Genomic DNA, 19538 nt, shown 5'->3' on the forward strand with positions numbered 1-19538 from the left:
CGCTTTAAACTGGGGGTGATGTTCCACTACGGAAAGCTGAATATGGCGTTCTGAGCCTTCCCACCATGATCGGGGAAGACCCATTTATATACAGTTGTGAGTATCTCACGTTCTCAGTGTGCTGGGCAAAAAAACATCGCAAAATCTGGAGCAGGCACGCAAAACAGAATTGAAGTTGCGGGGAAGAAAAATGCCGCTCTGTTTGAGTGGGCGGCATTTGTGAAGGCTGAAAAGTAAGAATTGGCGTTACGAGTTATTCAATGTTCTGAATCTGCTCGCGCATCTGCTCAATCAACACTTTCAGCTCAATCGCGGAGTTTGTCACTTCGGCATTGATAGACTTCGACGCAAGAGTGTTCGACTCGCGGTTGAATTCCTGCATCATAAAGTCCAGACGACGACCAACGGCTTCTTTTTTCTTCAGAATGTTGTAGGTCTCTTTGACATGCGCTTCCAGGCGGTCCAGTTCTTCGGCAACGTCAATTCGTTGTGCCAGCAGAACCAGCTCCTGCTCCAGACGGTTGTTTTCCAACTGAACCTGAGCATCTTCCAGCTTCGCGACCAGACGCTCACGCTGCCATTGCAGGATTTCCGGCATATGGGCGCGGACTTTGACCACTTCGGCGGTGACGCCTTCCAGACGCTGCTCGATCAATGCTTTCAGTGCCTGACCTTCGGTTTCGCGCGCGACAATAAAGTCGTCCAGCGTACCATCCAGCGCCGCGAGAATTTCAGCGGCAATGGCGTCAAGATCCTGCTCCTGGGCTGCCATCACGCCCGGCCAGCGTAGAATATCAACCGGGTTGATTTCCCCTTCGTCACTCTGCATTTTTACCCAGTTCGCGGCAGTTACCAGCTGTTTAGCCAGTTTTTCGTTGAGGATCATCTCACCTTGCGCGCTAACATCTGGCTCATAGCGCAGGGTACATTCCACTTTACCGCGCGTCAGGCGAGAACGAATACGCTCGCGAACGACAGGTTCAAGGCTACGGAACTGCTCCGGCAGACGAAAGTAAGTTTCCAGATAACGCTGGTTTACCGAGCGCATTTCCCAGGTTGCGCTCCCCCATTCACCCTTGATTTCACGCCGGGCGTAGGCGGTCATACTGCGGATCATAGACGTTCCTGTTTATAAAAGGAGAGGTGGAAGGATTATAGCCATCGATGCCTTGTCAGGATAGGAATAACCGCCGGAAGTCCGTATAATGCGCAGCCACATTTGTTTCAAGCCGGAGATTTCAATATGCGTCCAGCAGGCCGTAGCAATAATCAGGTGCGTCCCGTTACCCTGACTCGTAACTATACAAAACATGCAGAAGGCTCGGTGCTGGTCGAATTTGGCGATACCAAAGTGTTGTGTACCGCCTCTATTGAAGAAGGCGTGCCGCGCTTCCTGAAAGGTCAGGGCCAGGGCTGGATCACCGCAGAGTACGGCATGCTGCCACGTTCTACCCACACCCGTAACGCTCGTGAAGCGGCGAAAGGTAAGCAGGGTGGACGCACAATGGAAATCCAGCGTCTGATCGCCCGTGCTCTTCGCGCGGCAGTAGATTTGAAAGCGCTGGGTGAGTTCACCATTACGCTGGACTGCGACGTGCTTCAGGCTGATGGTGGCACGCGTACCGCGTCGATTACGGGTGCCTGCGTGGCGCTGGCAGATGCGCTACAGAAGCTGGTGGAAAACGGCAAGCTGAAAACCAATCCGATGAAAGGGATGGTAGCCGCAGTTTCTGTCGGAATTGTGAACGGCGAAGCGGTTTGCGATCTGGAATACGTTGAAGACTCTGCCGCAGAGACCGACATGAACGTAGTGATGACCGAAGACGGGCGCATCATTGAAGTGCAGGGGACGGCAGAAGGCGAGCCGTTCACCCATGAAGAGCTACTCACCTTGTTGGCTCTGGCCCGAGGGGGAATCGAATCCATTGTAGCGACGCAGAAGGCGGCGCTGGCAAACTGATTTTTAAGGCGACTGATGAGTCGCCTTTTTTTTGTCTGTAGAAAAGTAAGATGAGGAGCGAAGGCATGAAACCATATCAGCGCCAGTTTATTGAATTTGCGCTTGGCAAGCAGGTGTTAAAGTTTGGCGAGTTTACGTTGAAGTCCGGGCGCAAAAGCCCCTATTTCTTCAACGCCGGGCTGTTTAATACCGGGCGCGATCTGGCACTGTTAGGCCGTTTTTACGCTGAAGCGTTGGTGGATTCCGGCCTTGAGTTCGATCTGCTGTTTGGCCCTGCTTACAAAGGGATCCCGATTGCGACCACTACCGCCGTGGCGCTGGCGGAGCATCATGACCTTGACCTGCCGTACTGCTTTAACCGCAAAGAGGCAAAAGACCACGGTGAAGGCGGCAATCTGGTTGGTAGCGCGTTACAAGGACGCGTAATGCTGGTAGATGATGTGATCACCGCCGGAACGGCGATTCGCGAATCGATGGAGATTATTCAGGCTAATGGCGCGACGCTTGCTGGCGTATTGATTTCGCTTGATCGTCAGGAACGGGGGCGCGGCGAGATTTCGGCGATTCAGGAAGTTGAGCGTGATTACAACTGCAAAGTGATCTCTATCATCACCCTGAAAGATCTGATTGCCTATCTGGAAGAGAAGCCGGAAATGGCGGAACATCTGGCGGCGGTTAAGGCCTATCGCGAAGAGTTTGGCGTTTAAAGAAACTCGCCGGATGAAAAGTCATCCGGCGTCATATTACTGCAACTGCGCGGCAATTAGCGGCCAGCGGGCGTCAAAATCATCCGTCGGGCGGTATTTAAATTCGCTGCGGACAAAACGTGACAGCATACCTTCACAGAAGGCCAGGATCTGGCTTGCCAGCAGGGTTTCATCGGTGGTGTAACCTTCACCCTCACGCATTCTCTTTTCACGCAATACCTGACGCAGCTGCGCTTCAATACGCTCGAACAGCTGGTTGATACGCCCTTGCAGGCGATCCTGTTCAAACATTAGCGCATGACCAGTGAGGATGCGGGTCAGGCCAGGATTACGCTCACCAAAACCGAGAAGCAGCAACACAATCAGACGCAGGCGCGCTGTGGTGTCTTTCTCATCTTTCAGAATCAGGTTGATGCGAGTAATCAGGCTATCTTCGATAAACTCAATCAGGCTATCGAACATGCGGGTCTTACTGGGGAAGTGGCGATACAGTGCCGCTTCGGAAACGCCGACAGAGGCGGCCAGTTTTGCCGTCGTGATACGTTGGCTTCCATCGCTGGATTCCAGCATCAGCGCCAGAGACTGAAGTATTTCCTCGCGACGGTTCCTTTTCGCAGTTTGTTTTTCTGCCATGTTACAAAATACCCCTGAAAATAAGCACTTGCCAGGCGGCACCCACGCTATGACCGCAAACGAAATGTTTGCGGCTATGTTATGACGTTATTCGGATGCGTATGTGTTACTGACGACCAGAGTGACCAAAGCCGCCTTCACCGCGGTCGGTGGCGTCGAAATCTTCCACCAGATTAAATTCAGCCTGTACTACCGGAACAAAAATCATCTGGGCGATGCGTTCGCCAGGTTGAATGGTGAAGCTGTCCTGACCACGGTTCCACACGGAAATCATCAACTGGCCCTGATAGTCAGAATCGATCAATCCTACCAGGTTACCAAGCACGATACCGTGCTTATGTCCCAATCCGGAGCGCGGCAGCATCATTGCCGCCAGTGAAGGATCGGCAATATGAATCGCCAGCCCGGTCGGAACCAGCGTAGTGTCACCCGGAGCCAGTTCTACGGCGTCGTCGAGACAGGCACGCAGGTCAAGTCCGGCAGAGCCAGAGGTGGCATAAGTCGGGAGCGGAAATTCCTTCCCAACGCGCGGATCCAGAATCTTAACGTCGATTTTTTTCATCATAACGGGTCACGATCTCGTCGAGTAATAATTGGCCAAGGAGCTCTTTGCGCTCAAGCGGTAAGACTTTATCTCCGTCCTGCCAGAAAAGGTGTAATGCGTTGTTGTCGCTGTTAAATCCTTGAGTTGGCTGGGAAACATCGTTCGCGCAGATCAGATCAAGGTTTTTACGGATACGTTTTTGCCGGGCGTATTCTTCCACATTATTTGTTTCGGCGGCAAATCCAACGACGTAGGGTCGATGGTCTTTTAGTGCGGCAACGCCTGCGACGATATCGGGGTTTTTAACCATTTTTATTGTTAATTCATCACCCTGCGTGGCCTGCTTTTTGATTTTCTCTGGGGCCACGGTAGCTGCGCGATAATCCGCCACGGCGGCGCAACCGATAAAAATATTTTGCTGCTGTACAGAAGCATTCACGGCGGCTTCCATTTCCAGCGCAGTCATCACATCAACACGTTTAACAAACGGTGGCGTCGGTAGTGAAACCGGACCTGATACCAGCGTGACGTTCGCGCCACGACGGGCAGCGGCGGCGGCGATAGCAAAACCCATCTTGCCGGAGCTGTGATTAGAGATATAACGCACCGGATCGAGCGGTTCACGCGTCGGACCGGCGGTAATCATAATGTTCAGATGTTTCAGGTCGTTGACGGGCGAAAAATGCGCCACCGCCATATCCACAATGGTTAACGGATCGAGCATTCGCCCAGGACCGATATCACCACAAGCCTGACTGCCACTGTCTGGCCCCCAGATGAGCAAACCACGGGAAGCAAGCACCTCTAAATTATGCTGCGTGGCAGCGGCACGGTACATCTGCTGGTTCATGGCGGGGAGCACGGCTACAGGCGCAGGTGTAGCCAGACAAATCGTCGATACCAGGTCATTCGCCATTCCGGCAGCAACACGGGCAATCAAATCTGCCGTGGCAGGGGCGAGAATCACTAAATCAGCCCATTTACCCAGCTCAATATGGCCCATAGCGGCTTCGGCTGCCGGGTCCAGCAAACTGTCGGAAACGGGATAACCAGAAACCGCCTGCAAGCTAAGTGGGGTGATAAAGGCTTTTGCCGCTTCGGTCATGGCTACGCGGACGTCGGCCCCGCGATCGCGCAAACGACGCACCAGTTCAGGGGTTTTATAGGCAGCAATACCGCCGCTAACGCCGAGAACGATTTTTTTACCGGCCAGGCTCATGATGATTTTTCCTGTTGGGTGACACCAGAAGTTGGCGATTTTATCACAATACTTTTGTTGTCGTGCCTTCACCTGAGAATCACTTTGCGAGGCGCTTTCCAGGATTGAAAACTGGCCGTCGATTTAACGGAACGGCTATGACAGGATGCGAGCACCACAAAGGAGGTGAAGGTGAAAAACAATGCACAGCTGTTGATGCCGCGCGAAAAAATGCTGAAGTTTGGTATTAGCGCCTTAACGGATGTCGAGCTGCTGGCGTTATTTCTGCGTACCGGAACGCGCGGTAAAGATGTATTAACCCTGGCAAAAGAGATGCTGGAGAATTTCGGCTCTCTTTATGGCTTGTTAACCTCTGAATATGAACAATTTAGTGGCGTTCATGGAATTGGCGTAGCGAAATTTGCCCAGTTAAAGGGGATTGCTGAACTGGCGCGGCGTTACTACAACGTGCGGATGCGTGAAGAAAGCCCTTTACTCAGCCCGGAGATGACGCGGGAATTTTTACAAAGCCAGCTCACGGGTGAGGAGCGGGAGATCTTTATGGTGATCTTTCTCGACTCACAACACCGGGTTATAACGCATAGCCGTCTTTTTTCCGGCACGCTAAACCATGTTGAAGTCCATCCTCGGGAAATTATCCGCGAAGCGATAAAAATAAACGCCTCGGCGCTGATCCTTGCACATAATCACCCTTCGGGTTGTGCTGAACCCAGTAAAGCGGATAAACTCATTACTGAACGGATAATAAAGAGTTGTCAGTTCATGGATTTACGCGTGCTCGACCATATCGTGATTGGGCGTGGAGAGTATGTTTCTTTTGCCGAACGCGGCTGGATTTAACCCGCTATGCGCGATCCTTCGGGATCTTTGTCTGTTCGGGACTTGAGCACATCGCTGAGTCAGCGTATACTACGCCACCTTTGAGAATCTCGGGTTTGGCATTTGGGCCTGGCAATCGAGAGTTCACATAGAACTGCGATGACCGGGCTGTAAAGCCTGACGAGGCGCCAATACCCCATACGAAGCTCGAGCTAATTTGATTTTTGGAGAATAGACATGTCCCGAGTCTGCCAAGTTACTGGCAAGCGTCCGGTGACCGGTAACAACCGTTCCCACGCACTGAACGCGACTAAACGCCGTTTCCTGCCGAACCTGCACTCTCACCGTTTCTGGGTTGAGAGCGAGAAGCGTTTTGTCACCCTGCGCGTATCTGCTAAAGGTATGCGTGTAATCGATAAAAAAGGCATCGATACAGTTCTGGCTGAACTGCGTGCCCGTGGCGAAAAGTACTAAGTACTTAGAGGAAATAAATCATGGCTAAAGGTATTCGTGAGAAAATCAAGCTGGTTTCTTCTGCTGGTACTGGTCACTTCTATACCACTACGAAGAACAAACGTACTAAGCCGGAAAAACTGGAACTGAAAAAATTCGATCCAGTTGTTCGCCAGCACGTGATCTACAAAGAAGCGAAAATCAAATAATTCTCGCTTTGATGTAACAAAAAACCTCGCTCCGGCGGGGTTTTTTGTTATCTGCTTGCCCCCATATTGACTGCATCTGTTCATTCCTGGAGATGCTATGCCTGAATTACCCGAAGTTGAAACCAGCCGCCGCGGCATAGAACCGCATCTCGTTGGTGCAACCATTCTTCATGCGGTGGTGCGCAACGGACGCTTGCGCTGGCCGGTTTCAGAAGAGATCTACCGTTTAAGCGACCAACCAGTGCTTAGCGTGCAGCGGCGGGCTAAATATCTGCTGCTGGAGCTGCCTGAGGGCTGGATTATCATTCATTTAGGGATGTCTGGCAGCCTGCGCATCCTTCCAGAAGAACTTCCCCCTGAAAAGCATGACCATGTGGATTTGGTGATGAGCAACGGCAAAGTGCTGCGCTACACCGATCCGCGCCGCTTTGGTGCCTGGCTGTGGACCAAAGAGCTGGAAGGGCATAATGTGCTGGCCCATCTTGGACCGGAGCCGCTTAGCGACGATTTCAACGGTGAGTACCTGCATCAGAAGTGCGCGAAGAAAAAAACGGCGATTAAACCGTGGCTGATGGATAACAAGCTGGTGGTAGGGGTAGGGAATATCTATGCCAGCGAATCACTGTTTGCGGCGGGGATCCATCCGGATCGGCTGGCGTCATCACTGTCGCTGGCAGAGTGTGAATTGTTAGCTCGGGTGATTAAAGCGGTGTTGCTGCGTTCGATTGAGCAGGGCGGTACAACGCTGAAAGATTTTCTGCAAAGTGATGGTAAACCGGGCTATTTCGCACAGGAATTGCAGGTTTACGGGCGAAAAGGCGAGCCGTGTCGGGTGTGCGGTACGCCGATTGTGGCGACTAAACATGCGCAGCGGGCAACGTTTTATTGTCGGCAGTGCCAGAAGTAATTCATGCGCGCCGGATGGCATACCATCCGGCATAAACGCTACGCTAACTTCGCCATCAGCGCCTGATGGACATTCTCCGGCAGGAAATGGGTGACATCGCCCTGATGGCGCGCCACCTCTTTCACCAACGATGAAGAGATAAACGACCACTCTTTCGACGGCATCAGAAACACACTTTCCAGTTCCGGCATTAAGTGGCGATTCATATGCGCCAGCTGCATTTCATATTCAAAATCCGCCACCGCACGCAGGCCACGAATCAGCACCGTAGCGTGTTGATTACGGGCGAAGTTCGCCATCAAATCACTAAACCCGACCACTTCCACGTTCCCCAGATGCGCGGTTGCCTGCTGTGCCAGCGCCACACGCTCTTCCAGGGTAAACATCGGTTTTTTACTGGGGCTGGCGGCAATCGCCAGAATAACGTGATCGAACATTTGCGTGGCGCGCGTCACGATATCGATATGACCATTGGTAATGGGATCGAAAGTACCCGGATAAATCGCCCGTTTTTGCATAACAACCTCAATGCGTTTTCGGTGGCAGGTAAGGTTCCAGCAGTTGAAGCAGACGCTGTAGCGCGCCCTGGTTTTGATACAGTACTTCAACGGCATGACGGCCATAGAAACTACGGTAATCGGCGTCGGTGAGTAAAGAGGACACCTCTTTTGCAAGCGTAGTGGCATCGGTAACGGTAATCAGCCCGCTTGCCTGCTCCAGCCGCGCGCAAATGTCTTTAAAGTTAAAAGTATGCGGCCCCATCAATACCGGAATAGCGTGTGCGGCAGCTTCCAGCGGATTATGCCCACCACGTTCAACCAGTGAACCGCCAACAAAGGCGAGATCGGCAATGCCGTACAGTAACATCAACTCGCCCATCGTATCGCCAACCACAACCTGCGTGCTGGTGGAGGGGACTTCCCCTGAAGAGCGTGTGATATAGCTTAGTCCAGCCTGGCGGACAAGATTAATCGCATCCGGGAAGCGTTCTGGATGACGGGGTACCAGGATGAGCAATAAATTCGGGAATTGCTGTAACAATGCCTGATGTGCGGCAATGACCACGCTCTCTTCACCTTCGTGAGTGCTGGTGGCAATCCATACCGGGCGGTGTGGTGCCCACTGGCGGCGCAGCGTCACGGCTTTAGCAGCCAACTGCGGCGTTACAGAAATATCGAATTTCAGGCTACCGGTAACGGTCACCTGATTATTTTTTGCGCCCAGCGCCACAAAACGTGCACCATCTTCTTCATTTTGCGCAGCAATCAGCGTAATACGACGCAGCAAGCGACGGACGAATTTACCCAGTTTGGCATAACCTGCGGCCGAGCGGGCAGAGAGTCGCGCGTTAGCGATCACCAGCGGAATTTTACGTTTGTGTAGCGCCGCAATCAGGTTAGGCCATAGTTCGGTTTCCATAATCAACACCAGTTTGGGGTCGACTTTATTCAGGAAACGGTTGAGCGCATCGGGCAGGTCATACGGCAGATAAACGTGCTGAACATCCTTCCCGAAAGCCGATTGTACGCGCTCCGAACCGGTTGGCGTCATGGTTGTAACGGTAATCGGTAAATCAGGATAACGATGGCGCAGCGCGCGCACCAACGGGATCGCCGCCAGAGTTTCACCGACGGAGACGGAGTGCAGCATAATGCCGCCTGGTTTTAGCGGATGGCGGTAAAAACCGTAACGTTCACCCCAGCGTTTTCGATAGGCCGGAGCCTTACGTCCGCGCACCCAGAGCCGTATCCAGATCAGCGGCTGAATAAGGTAGAGAAGGGCGGTGTAAAGCAATTCGAGCATAGTAAATAGCTGACTTATGGATGTGCTGGGGATTCTATGTATTTAGCTGTGGCTTTACCATTACTTTTCCCGTTTTTGACTTAAATAGCAATTTACCCGCCAATTCTTGCTGAACATCTATACTTTTTTGGTATTTTTATGCGATTCATTGATTTCTGCTGTACGTGCAGGAAGGAATCGCAGAGCAACAGTGAAAGAATATGGTTGCTAATGATTTTATTTGATTGATTTCTTTATTGAAAATCAACAATGTGCTTAAAAATCATTCGGGTCGGATTGCCGCGAAAGAAGTGATACACTAGCGCGTCAATATCAGTGCGGTATCAGTATTCAGGTAGCTGTTGAGCCTGGGGCGGTAGCGTGCTTTTTCTGCTTCACCTTAATCGGATAATCTCAACAAAAAGAGTTACTTGTGGATAAGCCATTTCGAAGAATTTTGCTCATTAAGATGCGTTTTCATGGGGATATGTTATTAACTACTCCCGTCATTAGTTCGCTGAAAAAAAATTACCCTGACGCAAAAATCGATGTGCTGCTTTATCAGGACACCATCCCGATCCTGTCTGAAAATCCAGAGATTAACGCGCTCTACGGCATAAAAAATAAAAAAGCAAAAGCCTCAGAAAAAATTGCCAACTTTTTTCATCTCATCAAGGTATTACGTGCCAATAAGTATGACCTTATCGTCAATCTTACCGATCAATGGATGGTTGCTATACTGGTTCGCTTATTAAATACTCGTGTGAAAATTTCCCAGGATTATCATCATCGGCAGTCTGCTTTTTGGCGTAAAAGTTTCACCCATTTGGTGCCGTTGCAGGGTGGAAATGTGGTGGAAAGTAACTTATCCGTGCTGACACCATTGGGACTTGATTCGTTGGTGAAGCAGACAACCATGAGTTACCCGCCTGCAAGCTGGAAACGTATGCGTCGCGAACTTGATCACGCTGGTGTTGGACAAAATTATGTGGTTATCCAACCTACGGCGCGGCAAATCTTCAAATGCTGGGACAACGCCAAGTTTTCCGCTGTGATTGATGCCTTACATGCTCGTGGTTATGAAGTCGTTCTGACGTCCGGCCCAGATAAAGACGATCTGGCCTGCGTCAATGAAATTGCGCAGGGATGCCAGACGCCACCAGTAACGGCGCTGGCTGGAAAGGTGACCTTCCCGGAACTTGGTGCGTTAATCGATCATGCGCAGCTGTTTATTGGCGTTGATTCCGCACCGGCGCATATTGCCGCTGCAGTTAATACGCCGCTGATATCGCTGTTTGGTGCGACAGATCATATTTTCTGGCGTCCCTGGTCAAATAACATGATTCAATTCTGGGCGGGAGATTACCGGGAAATGCCAACGCGCGATCAGCGTGACCGAAATGAGATGTATCTTTCGGTTATTCCGGCGGCAGATGTCATTGCTGCTGTCGATAAATTACTGACCTCCTCCACGACAGGTACGTCGTTATGATCGTTGCTTTTTGTTTATATAAATATTTTCCCTTTGGCGGTTTGCAGCGTGATTTTATGCGTATTGCTCAGACAGTCGCCGCCCGAGGTCATCATGTTCGGGTTTATACCCAGTCGTGGGAAGGCGAATGCCCTGATGTATTTGAACTGATCAAAGTGCCGGTTAAATCGCATACCAATCACGGGCGCAATGCGGAGTATTTTGCCTGGGTGCAAAAACATTTACGCGAACATCCCGTCGATAAAGTCGTTGGATTCAACAAAATGCCGGGGCTGGACGTTTATTATGCCGCTGATGTTTGTTATGCCGAGAAAGTAGCGCAGGAAAAAGGCTTTTTCTATCGCCTGACGTCACGTTATCGCCATTATGCCGCCTTTGAGCGGGCAACCTTCGAACAGGGTAAGCCGACACAGTTGCTGATGCTGACAGATAAGCAAATCGCCGATTTCCAGAAACATTATCAGACTGAAGCGGAGCGTTTTCATATTCTGCCACCGGGGATTTATCCTGATCGTAAATATAGCCAGCAGCCAGCCAATAGCCGTGAAATCTTCCGTAAGAAGAATGGAATAACCGAACAACAATATTTATTGTTGCAGGTCGGTTCAGACTTCACGCGTAAAGGTGTCGATCGTTCCATTGAAGCACTTGCTTCGTTACCGGATTCGCTGCGCCACAACACATTGCTATATGTTGTTGGGCAGGATAAACCGCGAAAATTTGAGGCGCTGGCAGAAAAACGCGGCGTGCGCAGTAATGTTCACTTTTTCTCGGGGCGCAATGATGTCTCGGAATTAATGGCGGCGGCGGATTTATTACTGCATCCTGCCTACCAGGAAGCGGCGGGAATTGTGCTGCTGGAAGCGATTACTGCAGGATTACCGGTACTAACAACAGCCGTTTGTGGCTATGCGCATTATATTGTCGACGCTAATTGCGGCGAGGCTATTGCTGAGCCATTCCGCCAGGAAACATTGAATGAGATTTTACGCAAAGCGTTAACGCAATCTTCATTGCGCCAGGCCTGGGCGGAAAATGCGCGACATTATGCTGATACACAAGATTTATACAGTCTGCCAGAGAAAGCGGCGGATATCATAACGGGTGGTCTGGATGGTTGAACTTAAAGAGCCGTTTGCCACGTTATGGCGCGGCAAAGATCCTTTTGAGGAAGTTAAAACCTTGCAGGGTGAGGTATTTCGTGAACTGGAAACTCGCCGTACTCTGCGCTTTGAAATGGCGGGCAAAAGCTATTTTCTCAAATGGCATCGCGGCACGACCCTGAAAGAGATAATCAAAAATTTACTCTCATTGCGGATGCCAGTATTAGGCGCAGACCGCGAATGGAATGCGATTCATCGACTGCGGGATGTCGGCGTTGATACTATGTATGGGGTGGCATTCGGCGAAAAAGGCATGAATCCGCTGACCAGAACCTCGTTTATTATTACCGAAGATCTGACACCAACCATCAGTCTGGAAGATTACTGTGCTGACTGGGCGACCAACCCACCAGATGTTCGCGTAAAGCGTATGCTTATTAAGCGTGTCGCGACGATGGTGCGCGATATGCATGCTGCGGGCATTAACCATCGTGACTGTTATATCTGTCATTTCCTGCTGCACTTGCCTTTTTCCGGTAAGGAAGAGGAGTTAAAAATTTCGGTAATTGACCTACACCGGGCGCAGCTTCGCACGCGCGTTCCACGTCGTTGGCGCGATAAAGATCTTATAGGGCTTTATTTTTCTTCAATGAATATCGGCCTGACTCAGCGGGATATCTGGCGGTTTATGAAAGTGTATTTTGCCGCCCCGCTTAAAGACATTCTCAAGCAGGAACAAGGACTGCTGTCGCAAGCAGAAGCAAAAGCCACAAAAATCAGGGAAAGAACGATTCGAAAATCGTTGTAATTTCCGGAGAGAAATATGAGTGCCCACTATTTTAATCCACAAGAGATGATCAATAAGACAATCATCTTCGATGAAAGGCCAGCGGCGTCAGTGGCATCATCATTCCATGTTGCTTATGGCATTGATAAAAACTTTCTTTTTGGTTGTGGTGTTTCAATCACGTCAGTTTTGTTACATAACAACGACGTGAGTTTTGTTTTCCACGTTTTTATTGATGATATCCCTGAAGCCGATATCCAGCGTTTAGCCCAATTGGCGAAAAGCTATCGTACCTGTATCCAGATCCATCTAGTAAATTGTGAACGGCTTAAGGCATTACCGACGACCAAAAATTGGTCTATTGCCATGTATTTCCGTTTTGTAATTGCAGATTACTTTATTGATCAACAAGATAAGATCCTTTACCTGGATGCTGATATCGCCTGTCAGGGAAACTTAAAGCCGCTGATAACAATGGATCTTGCCAATAACGTTGCTGCTGTTGTTACTGAACGCGATGCTAACTGGTGGTCGTTACGGGGTCAAAGTCTGCAGTGTAATGAACTTGAAAAGGGTTACTTTAATTCAGGTGTCCTGTTAATTAATACACTAGCGTGGGCGCAGGAGTCCGTTTCTGCTAAAGCGATGTCGATGCTTGCTGATAAAGCCATCGTTTCCCGTTTAACCTATATGGATCAAGATATCCTTAATCTTATCCTGTTAGGGAAAGTTAAATTCATTGATGCTAAATACAATACGCAATTTAGTTTAAATTATGAATTAAAAAAATCATTTGTTTGTCCAATTAATGATGAAACCGTATTAATTCATTATGTCGGCCCGACAAAACCCTGGCATTACTGGGCCGGTTATCCAAGTGCGCAACCTTTTATCAAAGCCAAAGAAGCATCGCCCTGGAAAAATGAACCGTTAATGCGGCCAGTTAACTCAAACTATGCTCGTTATTGCGCCAAGCATAATTTTAAACAAAACAAACCAATTAACGGGATAATGAATTATATTTATTATTTTTATTTAAAGATAATAAAATGAAATTGAGAAAAGTTAAATGAATGAATTTATAAAAGAACGGTTTTCGTATTTAGCAGATAATAAAAAAGAAAACGCCCCAGAGCTAAATGTTTCCTACGGTATCGATAAGAATTTTTTGTATGGTGCTGGCGTTTCAATTTCTTCCGTTTTGATTAATAATTCAGATATTAATTTTGTCTTTCATGTTTTCACTGATTATGTGGATGATGATTATTTAAAGTCATTTAATGAAACAGCAAAACAATTTAATACCTCAATTATTGTATATTTAATTGACCCCAAATACTTTGCTGATCTGCCGACGTCACAGTTTTGGTCGTACGCGACATACTTCAGGGTATTGTCTTTTGAATATCTGAGTGAAAGTATTTCCACACTGCTGTATCTGGATGCCGATGTTGTTTGTAAAGGAAGCCTGAAACCTCTCACAGAAATTATATTTAAAGATGAGTTTGCTGCGGTCATTCCTGACAATGATAGTACTCAGGCGGCATGTGCAAAACGCCTCAACATTCCCGAAATGAATGGACGTTATTTCAATGCAGGCGTTATCTATGTCAATCTTAAAAAATGGCATGAAGCAAATTTGACACCGTATTTACTCAAACTTTTACGAGGGGAAACTAAATATGGCTCTCTTAAATATTTAGATCAGGATGCGTTGAATATCGCATTTAATATGAATAATATCTACCTTGCGAAGGATTTTGATACTATTTATACCCTGAAAAACGAACTTTATGATCGTAGTCATCGAAAGTATCAGCAAACCATTACCGATAAAACAGTGTTGATTCACTATACAGGGATAACTAAACCATGGCATAGCTGGGCTGGATATCCGTCTGCATCATACTTTAATATCGCGCGTGAACAATCTCCTTGGAAGAAATATCCTCTTAAAGAGGCGCGGACTGTTGCAGAAATGCAGAAACAATATAAGCATCTGTTTGCCCATGGTGAGTATATAAAAGGCATAACTTCATTAATTAAGTACAAGCTTAAGAAATAAATTACTCTTATGATTACAAGTATACGTTATCGCGGCTTCTCATTTTATTACAAAGATAATGATAATAAATATAAAGAAATCTTTGATGAAATACTGGCCTATAATTTTAAAACAGTAAAAGTATTACGTAATATTGATGATACCAAAGTATCTTTGATTGATACGAAATATGGTCGCTATGTTTTTAAAGTCTTTGCTCCGAAAACGAAAAGGAATGAACGTTTTTTAAAATCTTTTGTAAAAGGTGACTACTATCAGAATTTGATCGTTGAAACCGATCGTGTCAGAAGTGCAGGTCTTACTTTTCCTAATGATTTTTATTTTCTGGCTGAGCGTAAAATTTTCAACTATGCCAGTGTTTTTATCATGCTTATCGAGTATGTCGAGGGCGTAGAGCTCAATGATATGCCGATTATTCCAGAAAATGTTAAAGCAGAAATTAAGGCTTCAATGGAAAAATTGCATGCCTTAAATATGCTATCGGGCGACCCACACCGGGGTAACTTTATCGTTAGTAAAGATGGTGTCAGGATAATTGACCTATCCGGTAAAAGCTGTACGGCAGAGCGTAAAGCTCGTGATCGTCTGGCCATGGAACGTCACCTGGGTATTGTCAACGAAATAAAAGATTATGGCTACTATTCAGTAATCTACAGAACCAAACTACGCAAATTTATTAAAAAATTAAAAGGCAAAGCGTAAACCACACAGTCAAAACGGAACCAACATGGATTTATTAGCTGAGAGTATTACTGAAGTCGCTGTCTCTGGGGAAATTGCTAACACCGATCGTGTGTTAAATATCGCTTACGGTATTGACCGTAACTTTTTATTTGGTGCGGCAGTATCTATGCAATCAGTTGTTATGCATAACCCGGACCTTGCGGTTAAGTTTCATCTCTTTACCGACTACATTGATGAAGATTATCTACAACGTGTTAATGCTTTTACCAGCAAAAATGCTAACGTTGAAGTAATAATTTATAAAGTCTCCAATGCCTTTATTGATATCTTCCCCAGCCTGAAACAGTGGTCTTATGCAACATTCTTCCGTTTAGTTGCGTTCCAGTATTTGAGTGAAACTATTGAAAATCTGTTATATATCGATGCTGATGTCATCTGTAAAGGCTCATTAGCTGGATTGCTTGATATTAATTTTGATGAGGATAAGTTCGCAGCTGTTATTAAAGATGTGCCTTTTATGCAGGAAAAACCAGCGAAGCGTCTGGCTATAGAGGGACTTCCAGGGAATTATTTCAACGCCGGTGTAGTATATCTGCAGCTTGAAGCATGGGCGAAAAATGATTTTATGAATAAAGCCATTGCTATGCTGGCAAGTGACCCGCAGCACACGAAGTATAAATGCCTTGATCAGGATATTTTAAATATTCTGTTCTTTGGTCATTGTATTTTTATTAGCGGCGATTATGATTGCTTTTATGGCATTGACTATGAGTTAAAAAATAAAAGCGATGAAGATTATAAAAAGACCATTACCGATGATACTAAGCTGATTCATTATGTTGGCGTAACGAAGCCCTGGAACGACTGGACGAATTATCCCTGCCAGAAGTATTTTAATGAGGCTTATCAGGCTTCTTGCTGGAATGATGTGGCGTTTATTCCAGCCACGAATGAAAAGCAGTATCAAGTGAAATCCAGACATTTGAAAAGAAATGGTAATATTGCATCTTCATTTTACTATTTCATCCTCTATTATAGTAAGAAAATAGCGCGTAAGCATTTTTCCAAATAATTATTAAGATTAATCACCCAGAGATTTTTTAATGAACTTGCCCATTTATATTGTCTCACTTAAAAGAGATATTGAGCGAAGAAATAAAATAAATGATGTTTTTCATCGATTAAATATTAATTTTGATTTTTTTGATGCCATAGATGCTAAAGACCCTCAAAATAAAGAAATTATTGATAAAATGAGATTAAGTGGTGTCGGCGCAGAAATGACTGATGGAGAAATTGCTTGTACATTAAGTCATCAGCTTATATATAAGGATATGATAGATAAAAATATAGAATGGGCAGTCATTCTCGAGGATGATGTTATCGTCAATGAGAAGTTTAAAAAATTTCTGCAATATTTTAATCTTTCTGAAAAAGACAAGTTAAAACATAATAATTTGTATTTGCTTGGAGGACAAAAAGGATTACATGATTATCCGGTATTGGGGCAAAGCCTTTTTAGTAAAGTTAAGGTAAGTACTTGTACTTTTCGGCGTGTTAATTTCAATAAAAATAAAATTCGTCGTACATGTTCATATTTGATGAATAAAGATATGGCACAAAAGTTGCTCAAATTGACAAAGGATTATGGCACCTATCGAGCTGATAGCTGGAAGTTAATGCATCAACATAATATTATAAAAGAGTTTTATTTAGACGAAATAATATTACATCCTATTTTAAATGAGTTTAATAGTCATCTTGAAAGTGAAAGGCTATTAACATCGGAAAAAAAACAACCCAGAACAAGGCTTCAGAAAAGAATGAAGTTTATACGCTCCTGGATAAAGGTGGCTTTTTTTTCTCTTTTGAAATGAGATTGTTAATTTCAATTTGTTGTGAGATATTAACGTGGAAGTAAAAATTGAGCAATTTCGAAATAATAGCTGTAATTTTATTTTTTTATTGTATTTAATCGGTTTGTTGTTTGTGCCAATTGATCTTAATATCACCACTAAAATAATTAATGCGACAGGTGCATTTTCTCTTTTCTTATTAATTGTAAATAAAAAGCATAATTATAATAAAAATGTCATTATATTAATTCTTGGTTTACTTCTTTTGGGTGCAATGAACCTTATATGGTATGAATTTTATAAAACAGAAGATGTAGTATATAGAAATGCTTATCGAGGCTACCTTGAGTCTGGAAAACTATTAGTATTTAGCTCGTTGACATTTTTATTACTAAGTAAAAATAAATTCAGGCAAAATGAAAAACTACATTTTATTTCAGCTATCTTAGTTCAAATAATCATGCTATGTAGAGCATATTATCAAGGGATATATTTGCATGCAGACCGCATTCCCCTCTCCGCCATGAATGGGAATATTGGTCAGATGGGGGCAGCGACTATTGCGGCTTATGTGATTACATTTACAACTTTATATTCTTCAATTGTATTCATCAAAATGCAATCGAAATATAAATGGTTTCTATTTTATGCTAACTTTGCTTTAAGCTTTGCAGCAGTAATGATGACTGGGACGCGTGCGGCATTTTTCACATTCCCACTTATGATTATGGTCATATTATTTCTCCAGCACCGTGATCAAAAAGTTTTTTTATTTAAAGGATTGAGTGGTGTTTTTATATTGCTGCTTGCTTGTGGTTTGATATTTAATAAGGAAATTGAGAGGCGAATTAATTCATTAAAAGTTGATGTTATTTCATATACAACAAAAAATAACAGCCAATCCTCGGTCGGGGCACGTTTTGCAATGATTAATGCAGGAATCAAAGGAAGTCCTGATGGTTTTAATTGGCAATCTCTTGAGCAACGTGCTGAAAATATAAAAGCATTAAGTTCAGAAAATAATATTTATAGTGGAGCTTTATTATTCCTTGATGTACATATGCATAACGAAATTGTGGAATCTCTTTCCACGAAAGGAAAAATTGGTCTTCTTGTTCTTATTATGTTCTATGTTGCAATGATCTATTACTGTATCCGGGAGAAAAAGTATATACTCTTGGTTTTCCCTGCTTCTATTATGTTATTTGGCATTAGTGATGTCATTACACATGCTAAACCAATACCGGCATCGTGGATTGTGTGCCTCTTCCTGTCTATATCGTTTTTGAGTAAAAAAGAACCACAATAATAAAAGCGTTGACTAAGTAAGTGGGTATAATGCCCACTTACTATTTATTAAATCAATGTGATTTTTTTATAAACAGCCGCTGCTTCTAAATTATTTAAATTCATTAGCGGAGCCCTACAAACCATCTGATTCTTCCCATACCCGCCAATTAATCCCGGATCGGTAGGTCCATAAACCGTGATATTGGGTCTATCCAGTGCCGCCGTTAAATGGCTTAACCCCGTATCCACCGACACTACAAATTTAGCCCCGGCCAGCACGCGGGCAACGCCTTCCAGACTCATCTTCGGCAATACTTCAACATAAGCAAATCCTTCCGCCAGTCGTTTCGCCCGTTCTTCCTCATGCGGCGCGCCCCACGGAAGTTTAATCCGTATTCCTGAATCAGCCAGTAAACCAATCAATTCTCGCCAGTGTTCTTCCGGCCAGTGTTTATCATCACGGGTCGTCGCATGAAGAAATACGGCATATTCGCCAGCATCTGTAGGCAGGTTCGTCAGGAAATGCTGTGCAATAGCATAATCGCCCTGGGTTTGCGGTTTGCTATAGCCCAGACTTTTGGCAAACAGTTCGCGGGTGCGTTCTACGGCGTGCTGCTGTTTTGCAATATGATGCTTACGATTGTAAAACAGACTGGCTAAAGGTTCGCGAGCGGTTTGCCAGTCCATTCCATGCTTTACGCCATGCGCCAGACGCGTCACCAGCGCCGCGCTTTTTACCAGCCCCTGAGCGTCGATAACTGCGTCATAGTTCTCTGCTTGTAGCGCTTCACGAAACGCTTTGCGTTCCGCTTTTATGGGGGCCGAGAACCAGGCTTTACGCCAGCGACGTATTGCCACAGGAATAACTCGCTCAACGGCAGCGTGCCAGGAAGGAATCTGTGCGAACCCTTCTTCCACCACCCAGTCAAATTTAATCTCTGGAATTGCCTGCTGGGCATCAGTGAGTGCGGGCAGCGTGTGGAGAACATCGCCCATCGACGATGTTTTAACGATCAAAACCCGCATCC

22 protein-coding genes are annotated in these 19538 nt (G+C 46.0%); 15 read left to right on the forward strand and 7 right to left on the reverse strand.

Annotated elements, in window-relative coordinates; genetic code table 11:
* Positions 1–253: 253 nt before the first annotated feature.
* On the reverse strand, positions 254–1117 hold the full coding sequence (locus FTE26_RS10090) for a YicC/YloC family endoribonuclease (protein ID WP_000621345.1): 864 nt from the start codon (positions 1115–1117) through the stop codon (positions 254–256).
* 126 nt (positions 1118–1243) lie between these two features.
* Between FTE26_RS10090 and rph the strand changes: the two genes are divergently transcribed.
* Positions 1244–1960 carry a ribonuclease PH gene (rph, locus tag FTE26_RS10095; protein WP_001247093.1) on the forward strand — a complete coding sequence of 239 codons (717 nt, stop codon included), beginning with the start codon at positions 1244–1246 and terminating at the stop codon, positions 1958–1960.
* 65 nt (positions 1961–2025) lie between these two features.
* Positions 2026–2667 (forward strand): orotate phosphoribosyltransferase, encoded by a 642-nt coding sequence (gene pyrE / locus FTE26_RS10100; protein WP_000806161.1) that lies wholly within the window; start codon positions 2026–2028, stop codon positions 2665–2667.
* 36 nt (positions 2668–2703) lie between these two features.
* Here the strand turns inward: pyrE and slmA are convergent, their stop codons facing one another.
* The 3 genes from slmA to coaBC all read right to left on the reverse strand — a co-directional run bounded on the left by slmA (position 2704) and on the right by coaBC (position 5063).
* On the reverse strand, positions 2704–3300 hold the full coding sequence (gene slmA, locus FTE26_RS10105) for a nucleoid occlusion factor SlmA (protein WP_000818601.1): 597 nt from the start codon (positions 3298–3300) through the stop codon (positions 2704–2706).
* 106 nt (positions 3301–3406) lie between these two features.
* Positions 3407–3865: a dUTP diphosphatase gene (gene dut, locus FTE26_RS10110; RefSeq protein ID WP_000976070.1), complete on the reverse strand. Its 459-nt coding sequence runs from the start codon at positions 3863–3865 to the stop codon at positions 3407–3409.
* On the reverse strand, positions 3843–5063 hold the full coding sequence (gene coaBC / locus FTE26_RS10115) for a bifunctional phosphopantothenoylcysteine decarboxylase/phosphopantothenate--cysteine ligase CoaBC (RefSeq protein ID WP_000050139.1): 1221 nt from the start codon (positions 5061–5063) through the stop codon (positions 3843–3845). Before coaBC ends, dut begins: the two co-directional genes overlap by 23 nt.
* A 171-nt stretch (positions 5064–5234) precedes the next feature.
* On the opposite strand from coaBC, the gene radC reads away from it, so the two are divergent.
* The 4 genes from radC (at position 5235) to mutM (ending at position 7451) form a co-directional block, all read left to right on the forward strand.
* Complete coding sequence (radC, locus tag FTE26_RS10120) at positions 5235–5903, forward strand: RadC family protein (RefSeq protein WP_001297375.1); 669 nt, start codon at positions 5235–5237, stop codon at positions 5901–5903.
* A 216-nt stretch (positions 5904–6119) separates the two neighbouring features.
* The gene (gene rpmB / locus FTE26_RS10125) at positions 6120–6356 is read left to right on the forward strand and encodes a 50S ribosomal protein L28 (RefSeq protein WP_000091955.1); all 237 of its coding nucleotides are present in this window, start codon (positions 6120–6122) and stop codon (positions 6354–6356) included.
* A gap of 20 nt (positions 6357–6376) precedes the next feature.
* A complete protein-coding gene (rpmG, locus tag FTE26_RS10130; protein ID WP_001051798.1) occupies positions 6377–6544 on the forward strand; it encodes a 50S ribosomal protein L33 in 168 nt (55 codons plus the stop codon).
* A gap of 97 nt (positions 6545–6641) precedes the next feature.
* Positions 6642–7451, forward strand: a complete 810-nt coding sequence (gene mutM / locus FTE26_RS10135; RefSeq protein ID WP_001114533.1) for a bifunctional DNA-formamidopyrimidine glycosylase/DNA-(apurinic or apyrimidinic site) lyase — start codon at positions 6642–6644, stop codon at positions 7449–7451.
* Positions 7452–7489: 38 nt separating this feature from the next.
* Here mutM and coaD read toward each other — a convergent pair whose 3' ends face one another.
* The gene (gene coaD / locus FTE26_RS10140; protein ID WP_001171866.1) at positions 7490–7969 is read right to left on the reverse strand and encodes a pantetheine-phosphate adenylyltransferase; all 480 of its coding nucleotides are present in this window, start codon (positions 7967–7969) and stop codon (positions 7490–7492) included.
* Positions 7970–7976: 7 nt separating this feature from the next.
* Positions 7977–9254, reverse strand: a complete 1278-nt coding sequence (gene waaA / locus FTE26_RS10145) for a lipid IV(A) 3-deoxy-D-manno-octulosonic acid transferase (RefSeq protein ID WP_000891564.1) — start codon at positions 9252–9254, stop codon at positions 7977–7979.
* 412 nt (positions 9255–9666) lie between these two features.
* Here waaA and rfaQ point away from each other — a divergent pair, with 412 nt between their 5' ends.
* From rfaQ to FTE26_RS10190, 9 genes are read left to right on the forward strand one after another with little or no spacing between them, the layout of a single operon-like run.
* The gene (rfaQ, locus tag FTE26_RS10150; protein WP_000360413.1) at positions 9667–10725 is read left to right on the forward strand and encodes a lipopolysaccharide core heptosyltransferase RfaQ; all 1059 of its coding nucleotides are present in this window, start codon (positions 9667–9669) and stop codon (positions 10723–10725) included.
* Positions 10722–11846: a glycosyltransferase family 4 protein gene (locus FTE26_RS10155; protein WP_000634246.1), complete on the forward strand. Its 1125-nt coding sequence runs from the start codon at positions 10722–10724 to the stop codon at positions 11844–11846. Before rfaQ ends, FTE26_RS10155 begins: the two co-directional genes overlap by 4 nt.
* Entirely contained in the window at positions 11839–12636 is a 798-nt protein-coding gene (rfaP, locus tag FTE26_RS10160) for a lipopolysaccharide core heptose(I) kinase RfaP (protein WP_001295235.1), read from the forward strand. The genes FTE26_RS10155 and rfaP overlap by 8 nt, the downstream gene beginning before the upstream one ends.
* 15 nt (positions 12637–12651) lie before the next feature.
* Positions 12652–13668, forward strand: coding sequence for a lipopolysaccharide 3-alpha-galactosyltransferase (waaO, locus tag FTE26_RS10165; protein ID WP_001272734.1), 1017 nt, complete (start codon positions 12652–12654; stop codon positions 13666–13668).
* A gap of 16 nt (positions 13669–13684) precedes the next feature.
* Positions 13685–14680: a glycosyltransferase family 8 protein gene (locus FTE26_RS10170; RefSeq protein WP_001001720.1), complete on the forward strand. Its 996-nt coding sequence runs from the start codon at positions 13685–13687 to the stop codon at positions 14678–14680.
* Between the two features lie 9 nt (positions 14681–14689).
* On the forward strand, positions 14690–15382 hold the full coding sequence (gene rfaY, locus FTE26_RS10175) for a lipopolysaccharide core heptose(II) kinase RfaY (protein WP_000633089.1): 693 nt from the start codon (positions 14690–14692) through the stop codon (positions 15380–15382).
* Between the two features lie 25 nt (positions 15383–15407).
* Complete coding sequence (locus FTE26_RS10180; protein ID WP_000364781.1) at positions 15408–16436, forward strand: UDP-galactose--(galactosyl) LPS alpha1,2-galactosyltransferase; 1029 nt, start codon at positions 15408–15410, stop codon at positions 16434–16436.
* A 31-nt stretch (positions 16437–16467) separates the two neighbouring features.
* Positions 16468–17241 (forward strand): glycosyltransferase family 25 protein, encoded by a 774-nt coding sequence (locus FTE26_RS10185; RefSeq protein WP_001052918.1) that lies wholly within the window; start codon positions 16468–16470, stop codon positions 17239–17241.
* A 34-nt stretch (positions 17242–17275) separates the two neighbouring features.
* A complete protein-coding gene (locus FTE26_RS10190; RefSeq protein ID WP_000453195.1) occupies positions 17276–18529 on the forward strand; it encodes an O-antigen ligase family protein in 1254 nt (417 codons plus the stop codon).
* Between the two features lie 47 nt (positions 18530–18576).
* Here the strand turns inward: FTE26_RS10190 and rfaC are convergent, their stop codons facing one another.
* Complete coding sequence (gene rfaC / locus FTE26_RS10195) at positions 18577–19536, reverse strand: lipopolysaccharide heptosyltransferase RfaC (protein WP_001264550.1); 960 nt, start codon at positions 19534–19536, stop codon at positions 18577–18579.
* Positions 19537–19538 lie beyond the last annotated feature (2 nt).

It is taken from the genome of Escherichia sp. S10b, from assembly GCF_028421345.1.
GTDB lineage: Bacteria > Pseudomonadota > Gammaproteobacteria > Enterobacterales > Enterobacteriaceae > ECMA0423.

Bases quoted from the DNA above. Each gene is read 5' to 3' on its own strand.
- rfaP (WP_001295235.1), top strand. From the start codon at position 11,839: ATGGTTGAACTTAAAGAGCCGTTTGCCACGTTATGGCGCGGCAAAGAT.
- rpmG (WP_001051798.1), top strand. From the start codon at position 6,377: ATGGCTAAAGGTATTCGTGAGAAAATCAAGCTGGTTTCTTCTGCTGGT.
- waaA (WP_000891564.1), bottom strand. From the start codon at position 9,254: ATGCTCGAATTGCTTTACACCGCCCTTCTCTACCTTATTCAGCCGCTG.
- FTE26_RS10155 (WP_000634246.1), top strand. From the start codon at position 10,722: ATGATCGTTGCTTTTTGTTTATATAAATATTTTCCCTTTGGCGGTTTG.
- mutM (WP_001114533.1), top strand. From the start codon at position 6,642: ATGCCTGAATTACCCGAAGTTGAAACCAGCCGCCGCGGCATAGAACCG.
- rfaY (WP_000633089.1), top strand. From the start codon at position 14,690: ATGATTACAAGTATACGTTATCGCGGCTTCTCATTTTATTACAAAGAT.
- pyrE (WP_000806161.1), top strand. From the start codon at position 2,026: ATGAAACCATATCAGCGCCAGTTTATTGAATTTGCGCTTGGCAAGCAG.
- FTE26_RS10170 (WP_001001720.1), top strand. From the start codon at position 13,685: ATGAATGAATTTATAAAAGAACGGTTTTCGTATTTAGCAGATAATAAA.
- rpmB (WP_000091955.1), top strand. From the start codon at position 6,120: ATGTCCCGAGTCTGCCAAGTTACTGGCAAGCGTCCGGTGACCGGTAAC.
- coaBC (WP_000050139.1), bottom strand. From the start codon at position 5,063: ATGAGCCTGGCCGGTAAAAAAATCGTTCTCGGCGTTAGCGGCGGTATT.
- rph (WP_001247093.1), top strand. From the start codon at position 1,244: ATGCGTCCAGCAGGCCGTAGCAATAATCAGGTGCGTCCCGTTACCCTG.
- FTE26_RS10180 (WP_000364781.1), top strand. From the start codon at position 15,408: ATGGATTTATTAGCTGAGAGTATTACTGAAGTCGCTGTCTCTGGGGAA.
- slmA (WP_000818601.1), bottom strand. From the start codon at position 3,300: ATGGCAGAAAAACAAACTGCGAAAAGGAACCGTCGCGAGGAAATACTT.
- FTE26_RS10185 (WP_001052918.1), top strand. From the start codon at position 16,468: ATGAACTTGCCCATTTATATTGTCTCACTTAAAAGAGATATTGAGCGA.
- rfaC (WP_001264550.1), bottom strand. From the start codon at position 19,536: ATGCGGGTTTTGATCGTTAAAACATCGTCGATGGGCGATGTTCTCCAC.
- dut (WP_000976070.1), bottom strand. From the start codon at position 3,865: ATGATGAAAAAAATCGACGTTAAGATTCTGGATCCGCGCGTTGGGAAG.
- FTE26_RS10090 (WP_000621345.1), bottom strand. From the start codon at position 1,117: ATGATCCGCAGTATGACCGCCTACGCCCGGCGTGAAATCAAGGGTGAA.
- waaO (WP_001272734.1), top strand. From the start codon at position 12,652: ATGAGTGCCCACTATTTTAATCCACAAGAGATGATCAATAAGACAATC.
- coaD (WP_001171866.1), bottom strand. From the start codon at position 7,969: ATGCAAAAACGGGCGATTTATCCGGGTACTTTCGATCCCATTACCAAT.